Annotated in this window: 17 protein-coding genes and 2 tRNA genes; 5 read left to right on the plus strand and 14 right to left on the minus strand. The window is 33.6% G+C overall.

Annotated features, from left to right (window positions below; all coding sequences use genetic code 11):
• Positions 1-183: 183 nt before the first annotated feature.
• Positions 184-1,398, plus strand: coding sequence for an alpha/beta hydrolase (locus ACE3PD_RS10730; RefSeq protein ID WP_374402308.1), 1,215 nt, complete (start codon positions 184-186; stop codon positions 1,396-1,398).
• A 6-nt stretch (positions 1,399-1,404) separates the two neighbouring features.
• The gene (gene radA, locus ACE3PD_RS10735; protein ID WP_374402310.1) at positions 1,405-2,766 is read left to right on the plus strand and encodes a DNA repair protein RadA; all 1,362 of its coding nucleotides are present in this window, start codon (positions 1,405-1,407) and stop codon (positions 2,764-2,766) included.
• A 257-nt stretch (positions 2,767-3,023) separates the two neighbouring features.
• On the opposite strand, the gene ACE3PD_RS10740 is transcribed toward radA, so the two are convergent.
• The 5 genes from ACE3PD_RS10740 to ACE3PD_RS10760 form a co-directional block, all read right to left on the minus strand.
• On the minus strand, positions 3,024-3,578 hold the full coding sequence (locus ACE3PD_RS10740) for a transposase (protein ID WP_374402312.1): 555 nt from the start codon (positions 3,576-3,578) through the stop codon (positions 3,024-3,026).
• Between the two features lie 139 nt (positions 3,579-3,717).
• Complete coding sequence (locus ACE3PD_RS10745) at positions 3,718-4,113, minus strand: hypothetical protein (protein WP_374402314.1); 396 nt, start codon at positions 4,111-4,113, stop codon at positions 3,718-3,720.
• Between the two features lie 31 nt (positions 4,114-4,144).
• Complete coding sequence (gene mfd / locus ACE3PD_RS10750) at positions 4,145-7,408, minus strand: transcription-repair coupling factor (RefSeq protein WP_374402516.1); 3,264 nt, start codon at positions 7,406-7,408, stop codon at positions 4,145-4,147.
• A gap of 174 nt (positions 7,409-7,582) precedes the next feature.
• Positions 7,583-9,883, minus strand: a complete 2,301-nt coding sequence (locus ACE3PD_RS10755) for a T9SS sorting signal type C domain-containing protein (RefSeq protein ID WP_374402316.1) — start codon at positions 9,881-9,883, stop codon at positions 7,583-7,585.
• A gap of 35 nt (positions 9,884-9,918) precedes the next feature.
• A complete protein-coding gene (locus ACE3PD_RS10760; protein ID WP_374402318.1) occupies positions 9,919-10,524 on the minus strand; it encodes a hypothetical protein in 606 nt (201 codons plus the stop codon).
• 232 nt (positions 10,525-10,756) lie between these two features.
• Here ACE3PD_RS10760 and ACE3PD_RS10765 point away from each other — a divergent pair, with 232 nt between their 5' ends.
• The gene (locus tag ACE3PD_RS10765) at positions 10,757-11,713 is read left to right on the plus strand and encodes an NAD-dependent epimerase/dehydratase family protein (protein WP_374402320.1); all 957 of its coding nucleotides are present in this window, start codon (positions 10,757-10,759) and stop codon (positions 11,711-11,713) included.
• A gap of 51 nt (positions 11,714-11,764) precedes the next feature.
• On the opposite strand, the gene ACE3PD_RS10770 is transcribed toward ACE3PD_RS10765, so the two are convergent.
• The 5 genes from ACE3PD_RS10770 to ACE3PD_RS10790 form a co-directional block, all read right to left on the minus strand.
• Entirely contained in the window at positions 11,765-12,343 is a 579-nt protein-coding gene (locus ACE3PD_RS10770) for a hypothetical protein (protein ID WP_374402323.1), read from the minus strand.
• Positions 12,344-12,361: 18 nt separating this feature from the next.
• Entirely contained in the window at positions 12,362-12,799 is a 438-nt protein-coding gene (locus tag ACE3PD_RS10775; RefSeq protein ID WP_374402325.1) for a hypothetical protein, read from the minus strand.
• 147 nt (positions 12,800-12,946) lie between these two features.
• A complete protein-coding gene (locus ACE3PD_RS10780; protein ID WP_374402327.1) occupies positions 12,947-13,438 on the minus strand; it encodes a nuclear transport factor 2 family protein in 492 nt (163 codons plus the stop codon).
• Positions 13,439-13,485: 47 nt separating this feature from the next.
• A complete protein-coding gene (locus ACE3PD_RS10785; RefSeq protein ID WP_231835520.1) occupies positions 13,486-14,820 on the minus strand; it encodes an ammonium transporter in 1,335 nt (444 codons plus the stop codon).
• A 130-nt stretch (positions 14,821-14,950) separates the two neighbouring features.
• Positions 14,951-16,240, minus strand: a complete 1,290-nt coding sequence (locus tag ACE3PD_RS10790) for an NAD-dependent succinate-semialdehyde dehydrogenase (RefSeq protein ID WP_374402329.1) — start codon at positions 16,238-16,240, stop codon at positions 14,951-14,953.
• Positions 16,241-16,442: 202 nt separating this feature from the next.
• Here ACE3PD_RS10790 and ACE3PD_RS10795 point away from each other — a divergent pair, with 202 nt between their 5' ends.
• The gene (locus tag ACE3PD_RS10795) at positions 16,443-17,036 is read left to right on the plus strand and encodes a 2OG-Fe(II) oxygenase (protein ID WP_374402331.1); all 594 of its coding nucleotides are present in this window, start codon (positions 16,443-16,445) and stop codon (positions 17,034-17,036) included.
• Positions 17,037-17,073: 37 nt separating this feature from the next.
• On the opposite strand, the gene ACE3PD_RS10800 is transcribed toward ACE3PD_RS10795, so the two are convergent.
• From ACE3PD_RS10800 to ACE3PD_RS10815, 4 genes are all read right to left on the minus strand, one after another.
• Positions 17,074-17,147 (minus strand) — tRNA-Asn (locus ACE3PD_RS10800).
• Between the two features lie 35 nt (positions 17,148-17,182).
• A tRNA-Asn gene (locus tag ACE3PD_RS10805) sits at positions 17,183-17,256 on the minus strand.
• A 72-nt stretch (positions 17,257-17,328) separates the two neighbouring features.
• Positions 17,329-18,654, minus strand: a complete 1,326-nt coding sequence (gene rseP, locus ACE3PD_RS10810; protein ID WP_374402333.1) for an RIP metalloprotease RseP — start codon at positions 18,652-18,654, stop codon at positions 17,329-17,331.
• A gap of 70 nt (positions 18,655-18,724) precedes the next feature.
• Positions 18,725-20,656 carry a M1 family aminopeptidase gene (locus ACE3PD_RS10815; RefSeq protein WP_374402335.1) on the minus strand — a complete coding sequence of 644 codons (1,932 nt, stop codon included), beginning with the start codon at positions 20,654-20,656 and terminating at the stop codon, positions 18,725-18,727.
• 243 nt (positions 20,657-20,899) lie between these two features.
• On the opposite strand from ACE3PD_RS10815, the gene serS reads away from it, so the two are divergent.
• Positions 20,900-22,171 carry a serine--tRNA ligase gene (serS, locus tag ACE3PD_RS10820; protein WP_374402337.1) on the plus strand — a complete coding sequence of 424 codons (1,272 nt, stop codon included), beginning with the start codon at positions 20,900-20,902 and terminating at the stop codon, positions 22,169-22,171.
• Positions 22,172-22,219: the final 48 nt, after the last annotated feature.

The raw sequence follows: 22,219 nt of genomic DNA on the forward strand, positions 1-22,219 counted from the left end.
AATTTTTTACTATATTTGACATAGATATTGTTTTGTTTGGCGACATCAAGATACTGAATTTCAGTATCTTGAACAATATCTAAACCATTTTTTTTTACTAAATTCTCTCTTTTTTCTCTCAAATAATTACACCCAACGGGTTAAATTAGTAAATTGCTAATCTATTTAACCAAACTATTTAAAATGAAAACCAAACTTTTCCTTTTTGCTTTATTGGTATCGTCATGCTTATTTGCGCAACGCACGCCAGAAACTATCGAATCAAAAAAATTAGGCACACGAACTTTTACAGTTGTAACACCACCATCATACGCTACTAGTCCAGAAAAAAGCTACCCAACTTTATTAGTTTTAGATGGCGAATATCTGTTAGATCCATTTGAAGGAATTTTAAAATATGGCGCGTATTGGGACGATTTACCAGAAATGATCATCATCGCTGTAAATCAAAATTATGGTGAAACTCGTTTTGCTGATAGTGAATTTGATGATGCTGGATTTCCAGCAGGATCTGGAGCGAATTTCTTCGAATTCATTGGACAAGAATTATATCCGTACATAGATAAAAAATACCGTACAATTCCTTTCCGAATGATTGCAGGTCACGATACCACTGCAGGTTTCTTGAACTTTTACCTTTACAAAGACAACCCAATTTTCAACGCCTACATTTCGTTAGCTCCAGAAATGGCTCCAGAAATGGAAAAACGCGTAGCAGAACGTTTGGCTAAAATAGCAAAACCTATTTTCTACTATCAAGCTACAGGCGAAGGTGATTTAAAAGAAATCAACGAAAAAGCTGCGGAATTAGACGCTAACATCAAAGCGATTCCAAATGCTACGTTTAAATATCAAAACGATGCATTCAAAGGTGCTTCGCATTATTCGTTAGTAGCTAAAGCGGTACCCAATTCTATTTACTTTATTTTTGATGGGTACCAACCGATTTCAATGGTGGAATTTCAAGATAAAATCCTAAAATTAGATGCCGGTTATACCGATTATTTGATTGCCAAATACGACGAATTAGAAAAACGTTTTGGTTTTAAAATGAAACCAAGATTGACCGATTTCAAAGCTATTGAAGCAGCAATCATGAAGAATAAAGCGTATAATGAGTTGTTACCATTAAGTGATTATGCTAACAAACATTATCCAAAAACAACTTTAGGAACGTACCACGAGGCATTGTATTACGAAAAAACAGGAAACTACAAAAGAGCAATCAAAACGTATCAACGAGCTTTTACTCAAGAAGCGATTCGCGAGATCACAAAAGATTTCATGTTAAATAGAGCCGAAGCTTTGAAAGGTAAAGAAGACAAACCAACTGAAGATGTTCCAGCGGAAGTACCTGCTGAAACTCCTACAGAAGAACCAACAGAAAAAAAGGAATAAAACAAAATGAGTAAAGTAAAAACCGCTTTCTTTTGCCAAAATTGTGGCACCCAATATTCAAAATGGCAAGGCCAATGTAATGCTTGCAAAGAATGGAACACCATTGTAGAAGAATTGGTTCAAAAAGAAGAAAAAGTAGCTTGGAAAACCACAACAGCTACATCTAAAGCGGCTACAAAACCTTTACTTGTAAAAGAAATAGACACCGCACAAGAAATCCGATTAAACACGACTGATAACGAGTTAAATCGGGTTTTAGGTGGCGGATTGGTTCCGGGTTCCTTAACTTTGTTAGGTGGTGAACCAGGAATTGGAAAAAGTACGTTGCTCTTGCAAATTGCTTTAAAATTACCTTATAAAACCCTTTATGTTTCGGGAGAAGAAAGCCAAAAACAAATTAAAATGCGTGCCGAACGCATTACTTCTAATGGCGATAATTGCTACATTTTAACCGAAACCAAAACCCAGAATATCTTCCGTCAAATTTTAGAAATTGAACCTGATATTGTGATTATCGATTCGATTCAAACTTTACATACCGATTATATTGAATCGTCGGCAGGAAGTATTTCTCAGATTAGAGAATGCACAGCCGAGTTGATAAAATTTGCCAAAGAAACCAATACACCGGTACTTTTAATTGGACATATCACCAAAGACGGAACCATCGCTGGACCGAAGATTTTGGAACACATGGTCGATACTGTTTTACAATTTGAAGGCGATAGAAATCACGTGTACCGAATTTTACGTTCGTTAAAAAACCGTTTTGGTTCAACTGCCGAATTAGGTATTTATGAAATGCAAGGTTCGGGTTTACGCGAAGTTGACAATCCGTCTGAAATATTAATTTCGCATAAAGACGAACAACTTTCAGGAACAGCAATTGCTACTACATTAGAAGGAATGCGTCCTTTGATGATTGAAATTCAAGCTTTAGTTAGCACTGCTGTTTACGGAACACCGCAACGAAGCACAACAGGTTACAATGCCAAACGTTTGAACATGATTTTGGCAGTTTTAGAAAAACGTGCTGGTTTCAGGTTGGGAACAAAAGATGTTTTCTTGAATGTAACCGGAGGAATTTCAGTTGAAGATACTGCGATTGATTTAGCTGTTGTGGCTGCTATTTTATCCTCAAACGAAGACATTGCAATTGAAGAAGGCTTTTGTTTTGCTGGAGAAGTTGGGCTTTCAGGTGAAATTAGACCCGTTAACCGAATTGAACAACGCATTCAGGAAGCAGAAAAATTAGGATTTACCACAATTTTTGTTTCCAAACACAATAAAATTTCTTTAAAAAACACCGGAATCAAAATTGTTTTAGTAGCTAAAATTGAAGATGTGGTGAGTGAATTGTTTGGGTAACCTTTTTAATCTTTTAAATATGATGAAAGAAAAATTAAAAATACTTCCTTTTTTACTATTGTTATTCTATTATGGGATTACCAAACTTTTTAAAGATTTGTCTTTTGAAAAGAAAATGATAATGTTATTACCTATTATTATAATTTCATTAATAATCTACATCATTCAATACAAAAACAATCCAGCGGAAAACAAAAAAACAAAATTTTACATTTTCTTCGATAGCGCGGAATTGCATTCCGTGCCCACAATCAATTTTAAAACAAATCTAACAATACGATTTCCAATTCATTCTCTAAACCGGCATAATTTCTAGCGGAGCTAAAATAGTAATCTTCAGGTAGCGTAACTATTTTATCTTTAACAGGATTATTGTGAATGTATTCAATCTTTTGTTTTATAAAGGAATTGCTATAAATATGCTCGGCATGATAGCCATCTTGCCAAACTTTATATTGTTGTTCTCGTTTTAAATGTTTACAGGCTTTTTGAAAATAGGGTAACAACCATTCTCTTCTGCTCTCAGGCTCATCTATTATGGTTTGGATAATTTTTTTGGAAGTAAATTTTTTGAAATCTCTTATTACATCCGATAAAATAAAACCATTAGTTGCTTTGCAGAATAAATGAACATGACTGCTCATGATGCAATACGCATAAATTTCTAATCCTTTATTTTGTTGACAATGCTTTAAAGAATCAGTGATAATATATTTTTGATTTAATCGTGTAAAAACATCTACCCAACCTACAGTTGTAATAGTAATAAAGTAAGCGTCTTCTGTTGTAGTGGCTTTGTATTTTGTTGACATGGCGTATAATTTATATTCAAATATAAAAAAACTATGTCAATTACAATGTTGTGCTTTTTATTTACTTTGTGGGCACGGAATGCAATTCCGCGCTATCGTTGCGGTGGGATATCCGAGCGGTAGGTTGATTAAAAAATCTTTATTTTATTAAAACATCTTCAATATCTAATACAAAAGAGTCAATATTAAAATCTTTTAACCTTTTATCATCTAAAATTATTTTAGACTTCGATATAAATTCATTTTTTAATATTTTTAAACGTTCCTCATCATTAGCTTCGTAAAACACATCAAAATCAAGTTTAATTTCATATTCGATTGCTGGTTCATTTCTGAGGATTTTTAAAGGCCTAACCATAAAAAATGGTTCAAATCCTTTTGATACACATATAAAACTGCAATATACTTTCGCTATTCTTTTATGATATACTTTCTGTTTAAACTCATTATTTAAAACTTCTTCCAAGACATCTACAATTCTAGTTTTTTCAAAACTAATTTCTCTAGAAAACTGCCCCCCAATACTAAATTCCATATCATTAATAAACTTAAAAAAACATATAATCCTAAATCCCCTCCAACAACTCCAGCGCCTTATTCACACTTTTCACGTTATCAAAAGTAAGCAATAAACGTAAGCCGTTTTTAGTTTCTTTTTCTTTTATTTTACAAACATTACCGTTGCGTTGGGCAAATTGAAGCACTTTCATAAAACGGTTACTTTGGTAAAAATCACTTTGTTGGTCGCCAATAAAATAACCTATCATTTTACCTTGTTTCATCATCAAACGTTCAATTCCCATTGCGGTAGCTTTCCATTTAATACGCACGCTATTTAGCAACGCAATAGCTGGTTTTGGTAACGCTCCAAAACGGTCGATTAGTTTTTGTTCAAATTGTTGTAAAGCTGCTTCGTCTTTAATTTGGCTCAACTCGTTGTATAAATTCAAACGTTCGGTGATGTTGTTGATGTATTCATCTGGGAACAGCAATTCAAAATCGGTATCAATTTGAATGTCTTTGACAAATTCTTTGGTTTCGATGTCGTTTTCTTCTTGGTATAAATCTTTGAATTCGTTTTCTTTCAACTCATCAATGGCTTCGTTCATGATTTTTTGGTAGGTATCAAAGCCAATTTCGTTGATAAAACCACTTTGTTCTCCGCCTAATAAATCACCCGCACCACGAATTTCCAAATCCTTCATCGCAATATTGAAACCGCTTCCTAATTCGCTGAATTGTTCCAAAGCCGTAATACGTTTTTGCGCTTCACCCGTCATCATCGAATACGGTGGTGTAATGAAATAACAAAATGCTTTTTTATTACTTCTTCCCACACGACCACGCATTTGGTGCAAATCAGACAAGCCGAAATTATTAGCGTTATTGATAAAAATTGTATTCGCATTTGGCACATCTAAACCACTTTCAATAATGGTAGTTGCGACCAAAACATCAAATTCGCCTTCCATGAAAGCTAACATCAATTCTTCTAGCTTTTTCCCATCCATTTGACCGTGACCGATGCCCACTTTTGCTCCTGGCACCAATCGCTGAATCATTCCGGCAACTTCTTTGATGTTTTCAATTCGGTTGTTAATGAAATAAACTTGTCCACCACGCTGAATTTCGTACGAAACCGCATCTCGAATAGCTTCTTCGTTAAAACGAATTACTTGTGTTTCTATAGGATAACGGTTTGGTGGAGGCGTTGTAATTACCGATAAATCGCGAGCTGCCATCAATGAAAACTGCAATGTTCTCGGAATCGGAGTTGCAGTTAACGTTAATGTATCAACATTAGTAGCAATCGTTTTCAATTTATCTTTTACGTTCACGCCAAACTTTTGTTCTTCGTCGATAATCAACAATCCTAAATCTTTAAAAACGACATTTTTATTTACTAATTGATGGGTTCCAATCAAAATATCAACTTTACCATCAGCTAATTTTTGAATAGTTTCCGATTTTTGCTTGGCAGTTCTAAATCGATTCAAATAGCTAACCGTTACTGGCATATCTTTCAAACGTTCCGAAAATGTTCGGTAATGTTGATACGCTAAAATGGTTGTTGGCACTAAAACTGCGACTTGTTTCCCATTATCTACAGCTTTAAAAGCAGCACGAATTGCCACTTCTGTTTTTCCGAAACCAACATCACCACAAACTAATCGGTCCATTGGTCGTTCGCTTTCCATATCCGTTTTTACATCTAATGTAGCCGTAATTTGATCTGGCGTATCTTCGTAAATGAACGAACTTTCTAATTCTTTTTGCAAATAACTATCGGGTGCAAACTGAAAACCTTTGTCTAATCTTCGCTTCGCATACAACTGAATTAGGTTGAAAGCAATGTGTTTTACACGTGCTTTTGTCTTTTGTTTTAGGGTTTTCCAAGCGTTGCTTCCTAATTTGTAAATCTTTGGAGGCGCGCCATCTTTTCCGTTATATTTTGAGATTTTATGAAGCGAATGAATGCTCACATACACAATATCGTTATCGGCATAAACCAATTTTATGGCTTCTTGCGTTTTACCTTCTACCTGAATTTTCTGCAAGCCACCAAACTTTCCAATTCCGTGGTCGATATGCGTTACATAATCGCCAACCGACAATGAAGTCAGTTCTTTTAACGTAATGGTTTGCTTTTTAGAATAGCCATTTTTGATGGAAAACTTATGATATCGCTCAAAAATTTGATGATCAGTATAACACGCAATTTGATTTTCTTCATCGATAAAACCTTCAAACAAAGGCAACACCATGGTTTTATATTGCTTGCGAATACTTTCATGATTGGCTTCGTCGATATCTTCAAAAATATCATGAAAACGACTCGCCTGATTTTCGTTGGAACAACATAAATAATTTTTGTAACCGTTGAAATGATTCTCGCTCAAGCTATTTAACAATAAATCGAATTGTTTATTAAATGATGGTTGCGGTTGAATATGAAATTCAACTTTTTTATCTGTTTTAAAAACGGTAGTTGAACTTAGCTCAATTACAGTAAAATCAATCGCACGTTTTAAAAACTGTTTTTGGTTAAGGAATAATTCTTCTGGTGGTGCGTGTTGAATATCTTTTGATAATTTCTCGAAAGCTTCATTGGCTTTGTCAAATAATTTATCTAATTGTTGCCCTAATAATTCGGTGTTTTGAATTACTAAAACCGTTTTTTCGTTGATATAATCTAAGAAACTTTCGCGGTTTTCTTGTAGTAATTTATTTTCGACATTGGGAATGATGGAAATCTTTTTCAGCTTTTCAACTGATAATTGGGTTTCCACATCAAAACTTCTGATGCTATCGACTTCGTTACCGAAAAATTCAATTCGGTATGGATTATCATTGGAAAACGAAAACACGTCGATAATTCCACCACGAACAGAAAATTCGCCTGGTTCTGTTACAAAATCGACGCGTTTGAAATTGTATTCGAATAAAGTTTCATTGATAAAATCGATAGACAAATTATCGCCAACCGACAATTTTAAGGTGTTTTTCTCTAATTCTTTTCGAGTAACTACTTTCTCGAAAATGGCTTCGGCATAGGAAACAATAATCGCAGGTTTTTTACGGGAATTGATTCGGTTTAAAACCTCAGCACGTAAAAGAACATTGGCATTATCCGTTTCTTCAATTTGGTAAGGTCTTCGGTATGAACTTGGATAAAAAAGAACGTCTTCGGTATTAATTAATTGCTCTAAATCGTTCAAATAATAAGCTGCTTCTTCTTTATTACTGAATAAAATCAAGAACGGAAGTTCGGATTTTTTAAACAACGAATTTGCCACAAAAGACAACGACGAGCCGACCAAACCCGTCATTTGAGACTTTTGGCGCGCTGCGAATGTACTTTCTAAAACGGCAATCTTTGGTGACTTATCGTAAATGGATATAATGTCGGACTTGCTCAAAATGAATTTTTTAATTGAATACAAAAATAAAAAAACCACTACGTTTTCAATAGAAAAGTAGTGGTTATATTGCTGAAACGTTTGTTAAAAAATGAATTTCTTAGCAACCGTAACGTTATTTTCTAATGTTGTTTTAATGATTAATGCTTGATTGTTCGCTATTAAATTTGAAAGGACAACTTCTGAAGCGTTTATTTTATCTTTTGAAAATACAACTCTACCAAGCATATCGTAAACCATTACACTTGCAATATTTGATTTTGTAGAAACCACTTTTGGTTGGTTATCATTTTTGAAAACATATACCGAATTTTCGTTTCCTGTAAAATCTTCATTTGACAATGGAATATTTTGATAGTGAATTTTAAATCTAGTATCAAAAGTCCCAATGGCAGTACTGAAAGTAAAAGCACTATTTTTCAAATTATGGAAAGTTCCGTTAGTCGTGTCTTCTAAGAAAATGTCTTTATCAGCGAAAAAAGTATCAAAATGATCAATCGCAATATCAAAAGTTCCCGCTTGTGTTGTCATATATCCTAAAGGAACAACATCTGTAATTACCCATGGATACGCTTTTGCTTGAATTCCTAATGGATACGTTAAAGACGGAATTAAAGAATAAAAACGAATTGCTCCCTGAGTTGACGCTAAGGCATCAGATCCAAAATCATAACCATCCGTTGCGTCTTCTTGATAACCAATCGCTATTTGTTTAAAAGCCCCTTGTGTATTAGTCATATTTAGATGGTAATAATAATTTAAAGGTAAGTCTTGCGCTTCTCTATAAAATTGCGAATTATTTCCGTCAACACGCATTGCATTAGTTAAATTAAAAGATGAAGTAGTAGCTGCTGAGGCAAAGAAACCTTGTCCTGCACCAATGTAAATTCCAGGAGCATCACCACCAGTTACTGCGGCAGTTCCCGTTGTTCTTGTACGAATCGCGTAATCATCTGTTGTAAAAACATTATTCGTAATTGCGGAATTATGCGTCCAAAAATAAAGTGTCCCTAAATTACTATTATCAATCAAAGTAATTACATTAATTGCAGAAGGGTAAGGATTTGAAATAAAATTATAGTTCAACAACATTGGATTAAATGCTTCTACATTTACTGAAATATTTCCGTTGTTTGGAGTTCCAACAAATTCTCCGTTAAAAACTTGCGGTGTAGTTGTATAACCCTGTGGCGCTCTAATTGCATAACCTTTACCTGGAGCCATAACATTTGATTGGTTTTCAATCACCCAGTTATTAACTGCCGGATTTGCATTATATGAATAAAATTTATCTCCTAAAGTAAGCGGTGAAAACACATTTAAAACTTGACCTGAAACTGGCGCTCCCCAATATGTAAATTCGTATTGGCGCATTGGTTTTGCATTTCTCTTGTAATTAATGTTTCCAGTATTTACAGCTAAAGCATTTGCTTGTAAAAGAGCTGCATCATTTTCAAAAACCAAATTTGATCCAGCAACAACATTAACTCCATTTTCAACAGATATAGTGTGATTTGAATTGATAGTTACAATTGCGTTGTTTGAAACAGAAATAGAACAAGCTGCTAAATTTGCTGTAGAAGAATAATCTCCTGTGAAAACAACATTTTTATTAGCATTTGGTTCACCTTTATCCCATGACGTTCCGTTCCAAGTGGTAGTCATTGCACACTTTTGAACCAATAAATTGTTAGCATGTAAATTATTTAAATCATTTCCAGGATCTGTATTACCAACATATAATTTGAATCCAGAAAACTGCCCAGTTCTTATTCCTGAAGAATAAACTTCTGAACCTCTCGTTATGATTACTTCATACGAATTTACATCTGTTTGATTTACTTGCAACATAAAAATTGATGCTTGATCATAAGCCCAACCCAAATCTGCAACCGTTGTTGTTGAATATACATCTGAACCAACATTAAAATTGAATAACGCACCAAAGTTCTGGTCCATTAAATCGATTCCTTTATAGCCGTTTCTATATGCAATTGCCAAATCAATCTTAAAAGATTGTCCAGGCAACAAATACTGACGACCACTAACAGCAGGCGAACCAGTGTTTGTTAAAAAACGTTGTGCATTTGCTTGAACAGATGTCCCTCCTGGATTTGCATACATAGAAAAAGAACTTCCAGAAGTATTAATATCTCCAAATCCTTGAGCAGAAGAACTCCCTAAAAAATGCCCTGCAAAATGAGTTCCATCGGTATTTTGAGTCCATAAATCCCAAACTGAAAAACCAGTTCCAGCGTTACTTCCATTTGTCCATGTACCATAATTAGCAGCACTATCAGAGAATAAAGTAGCCTGAGCTAAACTTGATTGTAAATGAAATAATGCGAAAACTGTCGCGATTATTAAAGAGCAATTTTTTTTCATGTGTAACTATTTGATAGTAAATATAATAAAATATTTTATTTGATTCCGTCTGAAATTTCCATCTTCTCACGCATTCTGTTTGGATCAGCATGGCGAGCAGTATCTAATGCTTGTAACATTAGTTCTTCCCCTATTTCTTTTGGGATAGCTTTTTTGATAATAATTTCATCCCATTGATTATACAATCCTTTAATTTCTTCATTTATTTCTGGAATTAATTTGGCAATTCTTTGCTCTGGAATTACTCTTAAATTCATAAATGTTTCTAACGATTTTAATTTCGTATTAAGGGTTGTTATTCTACTTAAAATTTGAGGTTTATTGTATTCTAATGGAATAGTTAAAGACAAAGTATCTGCTTTTTTTGACAAATTCTTAGTTTTCATTTGAAAAGCCGACAAAGTAGATTGTGGTTTTTGAAGCATTTCGATTTCAAACTGGCGCCATTCGTTCCATTTGTTCAAAGTAACATTTATTTCTGGTCGTGCATTAGGAAAATTAAATTGCCACATTTTAGAAATGTTTTTAAAAACAGCTTCGTTTCTTTGTGCTACTTTTTGGGCTTCTAATTGCTGGTTTTCATTTTCGCATGAAATTAATGTCAATACTAAAAGTGTTAAACTATATAAAAAAACTTTCATTCGGATAAATTAAAAAGCAAAGGTACAAATGTTTACTTAACGTAGTTACTTTTCTAATAATATCTTAACACTGGTTTTGCACCTAAATTGTTAATCCATTAAGAAAAGTCTTTGAAAAGATGTTAATTTATTAAATATCCAAATTAAGCTGGTGATTTGTAAAAATATCACAAAAAATCATCTAAAAAATTACTTCTAAATGTTATATTTGTTACCACTTTTACACAACCAAATGGATACGAAAATTTTAATAATTGGTGCTTGTGGTCAAATTGGCACCGAACTTACAGCTAAATTAAGAGCAACTTACGGAGTTAACAACGTTATTGCATCAGATATTAGAAAATTAGAAAATGATGTAGTTAAAAACGGAATTTTTGAAGTAGTAAACGCTCTTGATTATAACCAAATTGAGCATTTACTTGAGAAATATCAAATTACTGATGTGTATTTAATGGCGGCATTGCTTTCGGCTACAGCTGAGAAAAATCCGGCTTTTGCTTGGGATTTAAATATGAATTCGTTGTTTCATGTTTTAAATTTAGCCAAAGCAGGAAAAATCAAAAAGATTTTTTGGCCTTCGAGTATTGCCGTTTTTGGACCTACAACTCCAAGACACAATACACCTCAATATACTGTTATGGAGCCTTCAACGGTTTATGGAATCTCGAAACAATCAGGCGAAAGATGGTGTGAATATTACCACAAACAATATGGTGTAGATGTAAGAAGTATTCGTTATCCTGGTTTAATTAGCTGGAGTACCGAAGCTGGTGGAGGAACTACCGATTACGCAGTAGATATTTATCACAAAGCGATTACCGATGGAAAATTCACGAGTTTCTTATCTGAAAACTCTGAATTACCTATGATGTATATGGACGATGCAATTAAAGCAACTATCGGAATTATGCAAGCTCCATCGGAACAAATTAAAATTCGTTCGTCTTATAATTTAGCTGCGATGAGTTTTACTCCTAAACAAATTGGCGAAGAAATTAAGAAACACTATCCAAATTTCGAATTAAGCTACGAACCTGATTTCCGCCAGAAAATCGCTGATAGTTGGCCAGCAAGTATTGACGATACTTCGGCAAGAGAAGATTGGGGTTGGAAAAACGATTTCGACTTAGAGAGTATGACAGTGGATATGTTCAAAAATTTAAAAGAAAAAATTTATAATAAATAAAAAAAACGTCCCGAAATATCGGGACGTTTTCCATTAAAACAAAAAACAAACCTACTCCTGAACGATAGGAGCTCTCAATGATTCTAACACTGCCACAACTTCATTTATAAGTGCTGGATCAGTTACGCCATTTAAACCTGCCGCTGCTCCAACATATCCAATAAATTTATCGTATTCTGCATTATTTGATTTTTTTCCCATTCTAGGATTTTGAGCTGGATCATGAGCTGCCACCATGTTTAATCCTGTGTAGGTATTAGTAGCTCCGCCACCTGTATTTGCCGAAAAGAAATCAGTTAAATTATCACTCAAAATAGCTACGTTAGTAGTGTTTCCGCTTAAAGCTTCTGAAATTACTGGTGCAAAATGTTGCCCTAAATTTCCTTCTGCTCCTACCACAATGTCAGAAACAATTAAAGTAATTGTAGAATCTACAACCGAACGATAGCTTAAACGCCCTTGTTCTATCATTTGTCCTGGATTGTTAGGATCCGCAACCATTGTAGTTCCTCCTAATTTTTGATATAACGTTTGTGGTTCTGGAGTCTTATCATCGTCACTACATGAAGTAACAAACGCTCCCGATGCAATAAATAAAGCCAATAAGGCTAGTTTTGAAAAATTTTTCATAGTAATAGTATTTAGAAATTAATTAAAAATTCGTTGAATTCCTCTTGAAAATTTATAGCTGAAGCTATCCTCATTCATTACTGGACAAGCTGTTTTGTTTTCTAATTCTTTTGGTAAAACAAAACGCTCTGCTTTGTAATTACCCATAGCCATAAGTTTATTGTAAATAGTTTTCGAATCAGCCACTTTGATATCATGAAAGAAAACTAAAACACCTGTTTCTTTATTTAACCTATCTGTTTTTACACCTGGAATGGATTTTAAGTTTCGATGAATCTCTTTTGCTTTAAGCGAATCTATTGGCTCTTTGAAATCGATTCGACTAATTTGCAAGGACGCGTTATCTACTTCAAGCGGTTTTGCAGTTGCAATATGAACCACTAAAACCACAAATAAAATCAGGAAGATTCCGAAGATACTTCCTAAAGCAATTTTGACTTTTCTATTAATTTTCATTTTGTTTGAGATTTTTGTTTAGTTGCATTTACGAGAACTACATCAACTTGGTTTTCTCAAACTATAAAAAATTAAATTTTTTAACATTTGGCTATAAAAAATCCCAAGACAAATTATCTTGGGATTAACTATTACTTATGTTTATTTTTACTTCTTTTCGGAAAGAATTTTATCTTCTATTACCGATTTTATTTTTACAACTTCATCCACATTGTCATTTGGAACCGTCATTGAAAGCACATAATGTTTAATTTTCCACTGCCCATTTTCTTGAACCAAAACACCTGAACCGCGACAGATTTTCATTTGTGTACTTAACAATTCATCAAACCAAACGATTTTTCCATTTTCACTAAAATAGATATTACGTTCAATAGCTTTAAAATTCCATGCTCTTCCTTTATCAAAATAAGGTTTTGCAAATGCTTGAAATTCTTTTTTGTTCCAATTTTCTGTTGCATCAGTACCAATAAAAATTGATTCATCTGACATTGCATTAAAATAGGCATTGAAATTTGCTTGCGCTGCCGCCTTATGCCAATTATCTAAAATAGCATTAATTGATGATTTTTGAGTATCTAAATTCTGATGAGTTGAACAACTAACAATAACTAGAAAAAAAAGATAATAGAGTTTCATTTTTGATTGTTTAAAAAATTGAGTATATCAAAAATAACATATTCTACCTAAAATTTTTCGTTATGTTGAGACAAATCAAGACCAAGTTGCTCTGATTCTTCTGAAACTCGTAACGGAATAAACCAATTTGCTACTTTGTATAATAAAATAGATCCAAAAAAAGTAAAGAAAGCAACCAATATCAATGCCATCATGTGGTGTCCAAAAACCGACCAACCACCGTGAAGTAAACTTGCATTTTCTCCTTCAGCAAAAATAGCTGTTAAAATCATTCCCATAATACCACCAACACCATGACAAGCAAAAACATCAAGTGTATCATCAATTTCTTTAAGTTTTTTCCAATACAACATTTTATTAGAAACTATTGCGGTAATAAATCCAAAGAAAATACTTTTTGGAATGGATACAAATCCTGCAGCTGGCGTTATAGCAACTAATCCTACAACAGCTCCAATACATGCTCCAAGAGCGGAAGCTTTACGACCATTAATTCTATCAAAAAACACCCAAGTTAACATGGCTGAGGCTGAAGCTACAGTAGTTGTTGCAAAAGCCATTGCTGCAGTTCCATTAGCAGCCAAAGCCGAACCCGCATTAAAACCAAACCAACCAAACCATAACATTCCGGTTCCAAGTAGTACAAAAGGAATATTCGTTGGAATATGTTCGCTATTTTTACGTTTACCAAGCACTAAAACACCTGCTAAAGCAGCAAATCCTGCGCTCATGTGAACTACTGTTCCACCTGCAAAATCTTTAACTCCAAAATAAGAACCTAATAATCCGCTAGGATGCCAAACCATATGACATAATGGAGTATAAATAAATAATGTAAACAAACAAATAAAGAACAAGTAACCTATAAAACGCACACGTTCTGCAAATGAACCTGTAATAATTGCCGGTGTAATTACTGCAAACTTCATTTGAAACAAAGCAAACAAAACAAAAGGAATTGTTCCTGCTAATTGTTTGTGAGGCAACGAACCTACATTATCAAAAAACATAAAATCAAATGGGTTTCCAATTATTCCATAATGTTTTCCTCCTATTTCAAAACCTAGACTATCTCCAAAAGAAAGACTAAATCCTACAACAACCCAAAGTAAACTCACCACACCAAGTGATATAAAACTTTGTAACATCGTAGAAATTACATTTTTCTTTCCCACCATTCCACCATAGAAAAAAGACAATCCTGGCGTCATTAATAACACGAAGGATGATGATGTTAACAACCAAGCAACATCGGCAAAATTTATAGCTTCAACCGTTGAAAATTGTGATTGCAATTCATTTTTATTTTCCCAAAACAAACTAATTATCGATACTATCGAAATAATCACAAAAGAAACCAACCATCTTTTTTTTACTTTCATACCCCTATTTTTTTATAGGGTAAATTTAATAAAAAGTATTTTATTTAAAAAACTTTATGAAAAATAGGGGGTTGTTTTAATAATTTATATAAATTTTTTATTTAATACCTCTAAAAATATAGGGTAAAAATTAAAAAGTATTAATTACAACCGTTTTTACATTTATAAACTCTTTAATACCATCTTCAGACAATTCTCTTCCATAACCAGATTTTTTAACACCACCGAAAGGCAGTCTTGGATCTGATTTCACCATTTCGTTAATGAAAACCGCACCTTCATTAAAATCAACAATTCTATTTTTAATTACATCTACATTTTGTGTAAAAACCGAAACCCCCAATCCAAACTCCGATTGATTACTTAATTTAATTGCTTCATCAACATTTTTAAAAGTCACAATCGCAGCAACTGGTCCAAAAGTTTCTTCTTTAAAAATCGGCATTTCAGTAGTTACTTCAGTCAAAATAGTAGGTTCATAAAAAGCGTCTTTCCTGTTTCCGCCAACAATTAACTTTGCTCCCATTTGAATGGATTTTTGAACTTGAATTTCCAATTCTTCGGCTAAGTCAACTCGTGCTAACGAACCAATTTGAGTTTGTTTATCTAACGGATTTCCAGTTTTTAAGTTTAGAATGGCAACTTTGAATTTATCAATAAACTCTTCTGCAATATTTTCGTGAACTAAAAATCGCTTAGCTGCAATACAACTTTGACCTGTATTTTGCATTCGAGCGTTTACTGCTGTTGCAACTGCTTTTTCAAGGTTTGCGTCTTCTAAAATGATGAAAGCATTACTTCCGCCTAATTCTAACACGCACTTTTTTAAATGTTTTCCTGCTTCTGTAGCAACTGCTATTCCGGCTTGTTCGCTTCCTGTTAAAGAAACAGCTTTAATGATTGGATTTGCGATTATATTTGCTACTTCACTGCTTGAAATCGGTAAATCTAGACAACAACCTTTTGGAAAACCAGCTTGTTCAAATATTTCTTGAATTAATTTAGCCGATTTTGGAACATTACTCGCGTGTTTAACCACAACGGTATTTCCTGCAATTAGTGTTGGAACCGCAAATCGGAATACTTGCCAAAACGGAAAATTCCATGGCATTACGCCTAAAATAACACCCAAAGGTTCGTAAGTAACAAAACTTTCAGAAGCTTCGGTTTTTATGTTTTTTGTGGCTAAAAAAGTTTCAGCATTTTCGTAATAGTAATTACACAAAAGCGCACATTTTTCAACCTCAGCGATGGCTTGTGAAATGGGTTTGTGCATTTCGGTAGTGATACAGGTTGCATATTTTTCTTTGTTTTCTAAAAGTAGTTTAGCTAATTGAGGCAAAAAAGAAATTCTATTTTGAATACTTAAATTGCGCCAAGAAAGCTGTGTATTTTCTGAAACTTTTAAAAGATGTTGCATGCTGAAAGGTTTTTGTAAAAATACTAATTTTAATTGAAACCGAGGTTCGCGTTAAGGATGGAAGAGGAAATCCTTTATTTGTAAAATTGCCAAATTTTATAAATAAAGATTGCAACGAACAGCCCGACTCGCTAAAGCGGAGTAACGCCCAAATTAAAAAAGGAAATGATATCTTTGTAAGGTATTTTACAACTTAAATAAAATGGAAGATTGTTTTGAAACCTTAATTTCGAGTTATTTGGATTCGAAAGTGGGCATTGTGGAACATTTTGTATCGGAAGAGTTAGCGCAACATTTGGTAAAGAGATTGTTTGAATTGAAAGAACAAAACTTACTAAAAGCCGCTGGAATTGGAAATGCCGCAAAATTAACTCAAAATTTGGCGATAAGAAGTGATGCTATTTATTGGCTAGACCGAGCGAATAATAATGAATATGAAAATGCATTTTTAGATCAAGTAGATGCTTTTGTGGCGTATTTGAACCGCAGTTGTTATACTGGAATTACGGGTTATGAATTTCATTTTGCGTTGTTTGATAAGGGTAGTTTTTACAGAAAGCATTTAGATCAATTTCAAGATAATTCAAGCCGACAGTTTTCGATGATTACCTATTTGAACGAAAATTGGCAACCAGAAGATGGTGGTGAATTGTGTATTTACGATGGTGATGTAACTCAAAAAATAGCTCCAACCAACAGAAAAACCGTTTTCTTTAAGAGTAATGAATTGGTTCATGAAGTTTTGGAAAGTCACAAACCTCGATTGAGCGTTACGGGTTGGTTAAGAAGAGATTAAAATAAAAAAACCGATACAATGTATCGGTTTTTTGCTGCTCCCCCTCTTGGGCTCGAACCAAGGACCCTCTGATTAACAGTCAGATGCTCTAACCAACTGAGCTAAGGAGGAATCACCTCAAAGGTTTATGTTTTGCTAAAAAGTTGCTCCCCCTCTTGGGCTCGAACCAAGGACCCTCTGATTAACAGTCAGATGCTCTAACCAACTGAGCTAAGGAGGAAGGTATTTATCTTTTTAGCGAGTGCAAATATAAACTGATTTTTTGTTATCGCAAATTATTTTATTGAAAAAATTATAAAAGTTTATCTACCACTAATTGGTAAATATCTTTTCCAAAAGTTAAAGCCATTAGCGTCAACAAGATAATCATTCCAGCGGTTTGAACATAACCTGCTGCTTTGTCTGATAATTTTTTCCCCGTAATCATTTCAACTATTGTAAATAATGCATGTCCGCCATCTAATCCAGGTATTGGTAACAAGTTCATAAAGGCTAATCCGATTGAGAATAAAGCGGTAAAATTCCAAATGAATTCCCAATCCCAGGTATCTGGTAAACGACGCGCAATTCCGATTGGACTTTGAACGTGTTTGTAAGCTTCTGTTTTAGGACGTAATATTAATTTGAACTGTTTTACATTATAAACCAATAATGCCCAAGATTCTTTGACTGCAGCTGGAACTGCTTGTCCAAAAGACAATTGATTATTTACTTCGTAATCTGATTTATCTAAGGGTTTATTAAAGAACCCTAATTTCCCTTCTTTATCTACCTTAGCTTTTAAAGTTAATACTTCGGCACCTCTTAAAATAGATAAGGAAATACTGTCGTTTTTATGTTTAGAAATATTTTCTTTATATTCATCATAATAATTGAAGAATGTTCCGTTTACTGCTTTTATTTTATCTCCTTTTTTTAATCCTGCGATATCAGCTTGTGATTTTGGAACTACAGAATCTACTACTGATCCTAAAAAACGAGGTCCAACAAACTCTTTCCCTTCTTTACTGATGATTTCACCTTTCATTTCATCGGTTAAAATCACATCTACTTTTTGACCATTACGTTCTACCTCAACTTTATCACCAAGTAAAACATCTAATGTCAATCGGTTAAAACTTGGTTGGTGTTTTCCGTCTACTGAAAGAATTTTATCACCATTTCTAAATCCTGCTTTCTGACCTACTTCACCAAATACTAATCCGTTTTCTTGAATTTTTTCAGTAGCAATGAATTTCTGTCCAACAGTTGCATACATAATGGTAAAAATCAACCATGCTAAGATTACATTTACAATGATTCCGCCCAACATAATAATCAAACGTTGCCAAGCTGGTTTTGAACGGAATTCCCAAGGTTCTGCAGGAGCATTCATTTGTTCTGTATCCATACTTTCGTCAATCATTCCTGAAAGTTTTACATAACCTCCTAATGGTAACCATCCGATTCCCCATTCAGTTTCACCTATTTTCTTTTTCACTAAAGAAAAACCAGCATCCATAAACAAGTAAAATTTCTCTACTCGCACTTTGAACATCTTAGCCGTGATGTAGTGACCAAATTCGTGAAGAATTACTAAAACTGATAATATGAATAATATTTGTGCTACTTGAATCATTTTTACGCATTTATTTAAACGACAAAAGTAAGGTTTTCACCTTACTTTTCATCATTATTTTATTTGTGAACTATTTTTTTATAAAATTTTTATGAATTGCGCCTTCTGAAGTAGTGATTTTCATTACGTGCATTCCCGAACTCAAATTATCAATTCTAAAATCAGCTGTTTGATGTGTTGCTAATAATTGGCCTAAAGTATTATAAATTTCAACTTTCTCTAATTGTGTAGTTGTTGGCATCATAATGTGTAATTCATCATTTGCTGGATTTGGGTAAACCGAAATCGCTCGTTCTAATTCGAAAGATTCATTTGCTAATGTTACCACATTATTTTTAGAAATAATATGTTTGTTTGGATCAAATGTCACTCCAGCCACAACAAACGGAACTGGCACTATAAATTCTTGATTATTAACTGTGTTATTTACAACCACATCATGATTTATACCTCCAGCACTTGTTAGTCTAATTTGTAAAGGCATTTCAAAAAAAGAAACTGACGCATGCGACTGTGTTTGACTTACTGTAATTTTTGCCTGACCAGCACCCCAATTTTGAGCCGTAATGGTATATGTAGGATAGCCTTGCATGTAAAGCCAATCGTTGAAAAATTCCGATAGACTACTTCCATGAACTGCTTCCAAATGACTTTTTAAATTATTTGTTAGGGCATATCCATAAGCCAAATTAGAATCAGACAAATAATTACGTAAAGCTTGGAAAAAATTTGCATCACCCATCACCCAACGCAACATATGCGTTACCATAGACCCTTTATCATATGTTAATCTAGAAGAAAATATTCTATTTACGTTTGTTAAATCAGAATCTTGAAGATATACATATCCTGTTGTTTGTGAAGTAATAGAATTTATTTTATTAGTTTTCCAAGTCACAAATGGAGTAGCTCCGTCTAAATTTTCAACTACTAATCCAGACATGTATTCTGTAAGTCCCTCATTTAACCAAATGTCTTTCCAAGAACCACATGTGATTTTATCGCCAAACCATTGATGTGCCATTTCATGAGCGATTAAATTTCTTCCAAAACTTCCCATAAAAGAAACCGTTGTATGCTCCATTCCGCCACCCCAGCCAAATTGAGCATGTCCGTATTTTTCATTTCTAAACGGATAAGGCTCCAGTAAAGATTCGTATAAATTTATTATTGTTGGAGTAGTTCCTAATTGTGTTGCAGAAGTTGCAGAAGCATAACTTTCAGGATATAAATAATTTACAATAGGAAAATAAGGACTTGCAACTGTTCCCAATCCGCCTTGTTGATTATAAATTTGATAATTTGTTACTGCAATAGCTATCAAATAAGCTGGTATTGGGTAACCGTGATGAAAATGAGTTGTTTTATTACCTCCAGAAATAGTTTGAGAAACTTCTAATCCATTAGAAACACTAACATAAGCAGATGGTGCAGTAATATAAACATCTATTGAATTAACTTTATCATTCAAATCTTGTTTACAAGGCCACCAATCTCTTGCTCCGTAGGGTTCAGAAAGTGTAAAAATCACTGGAGTACCACCATGAGTTCCTCTAGTAAATGCTCCTTCCGCTTGAGGCGGAGAACCTGCATACGTAATTACAACTGTTGCAGAATTACCTGTAGCCAAAGTAGCAGGTAAATTAATATTTAACTCGTAATTGCTTTGACTAAAAGTTAAACTAGAACTATTCATTGTTACTGAACTCACTACTAATTCGGTTGCCATATCAAAAGTTACAACATTCATATCGCTTAATGCAGTAAAAGTTGTGGTAACTATTCCGCTAATATATGGGGTGGTATTATTCGGATCTACATTAAATCGCAATTCATGATAACTAATATCATAATTTTGAGTATTGGGGTTGGCTCTAAAATTTATGGTTGCTGAAGCCGACTTCATTTCTGCTTCTACCATTCTATCAAATTCAGAATTATCCGTTTGGGCAAAACCGATAACTCCAAATAAGAGTAATAAACTTAAAGTAATTTTTTTCATTTTTTGTAGGTTATAAAATTTTGGGGGAACTTTTATGTAATTTTACTTTATTAAAAACTAATAGAATTAAGCTTAAAATTATCAATTTAAATAAAAATCAAGCGAATATACAACAATATCTTCGTTTTAATACTACTTTTTGTAAGAATTTAATCAATTCACAAAAACACATAAGTGAAATCGTTTTTTATGTATTATCTGAATCCAATTTCTTAAATTTGCATCCTTAAAATCCTATATATTATGTTACAGATAGCGTACATTAGAGAAAACAAAGACGAAGTAGTAAAACGATTAGCTAAGAAAAACTTAGATGCTAAAAGTGCAATCGAAGAAGTAATTGTACTAGACGAAAAAAGAAGAGCAACTCAAGTTGAATTAGACACTATCAAATCCGAGTCAAATAAGCTATCCAAAGATATTGGCGATTTAATGAAAAGTGGTGAAAAAGCAAAAGCTGAAATCTTAAAAGAAAAATCAGTTCAACTTCGTGAAAAAGACAAAGAATTGACCGAAGTATTGAATACATATGCCACTAAATTACAAGAAGAATTATACAAATTACCTAATTTACCAGCCGACATCGTTCCGGAAGGAAAAACTCCAGAAGAAAACTTAAACGTGTATCAAGAAGGTGAAATTCCGAAATTACACGAAGGTGCTTTACCTCACTGGGAATTAGCAAAAAAATACGATTTAATTGATTTCGAATTAGGCGTAAAAATCACAGGTGCAGGTTTCCCAGTTTACAAAGGAAAATGTGCTAAATTACAACGTGCTTTAATCACTTATTTCCTTGATAAAAATACCGATGCTGGTTACTTAGAATACCAAGTTCCACATTTAGTAAATGAGGCTTCTGGTTTTGGAACAGGGCAATTACCTGATAAAGAAGGACAAATGTACCATGTAGGTGTAGATGATTTGTATTTAATCCCAACAGCGGAAGTTCCAGTAACGAATATCTTCAGAGATGTGTTATTGAACGAAAATGATTTACCAGTACTTTGCACAGGATACACGCCATGTTTCCGTCGTGAAGCAGGTTCTTATGGTGCTCACGTTCGTGGATTGAATCGTTTGCACCAATTTGACAAAGTAGAAATTGTTCGTATTGAACATCCTGAAAAATCTTACGAAGCATTAGATGGAATGGTGGAACACGTAAAAGGAATTTTACAAGAATTAAAATTACCATATAGAATTCTAAGATTATGCGGTGGCGATATGAGTTTTGCTTCTGCCTTAACTTATGATTTTGAAGTGTATTCAACAGCACAAGAGCGTTGGTTAGAAATTAGTTCGGTTTCTAATTTTGAAACCTTCCAAGCAAATCGTTTGAAATTACGTTTTAAAGACAAAGAAGGTAAAAACCAATTAGCACACACGTTGAATGGAAGTTCATTGGCTTTACCAAGAGTATTAGCTGGAATTTTAGAAAACTATCAAACGCCAGAAGGTATCGTAGTTCCTGAAGTTTTAAGAAAATACACTGGATTTGATATCATTAACTAAACGTTAATCTTTATAAAATAATGTACTAATTTGACGCTAAAAAGTGTT

Origin of the sequence: Flavobacterium sp. (assembly GCF_041911335.1) — a bacterium.
GTDB lineage: Bacteria > Bacteroidota > Bacteroidia > Flavobacteriales > Flavobacteriaceae > Flavobacterium.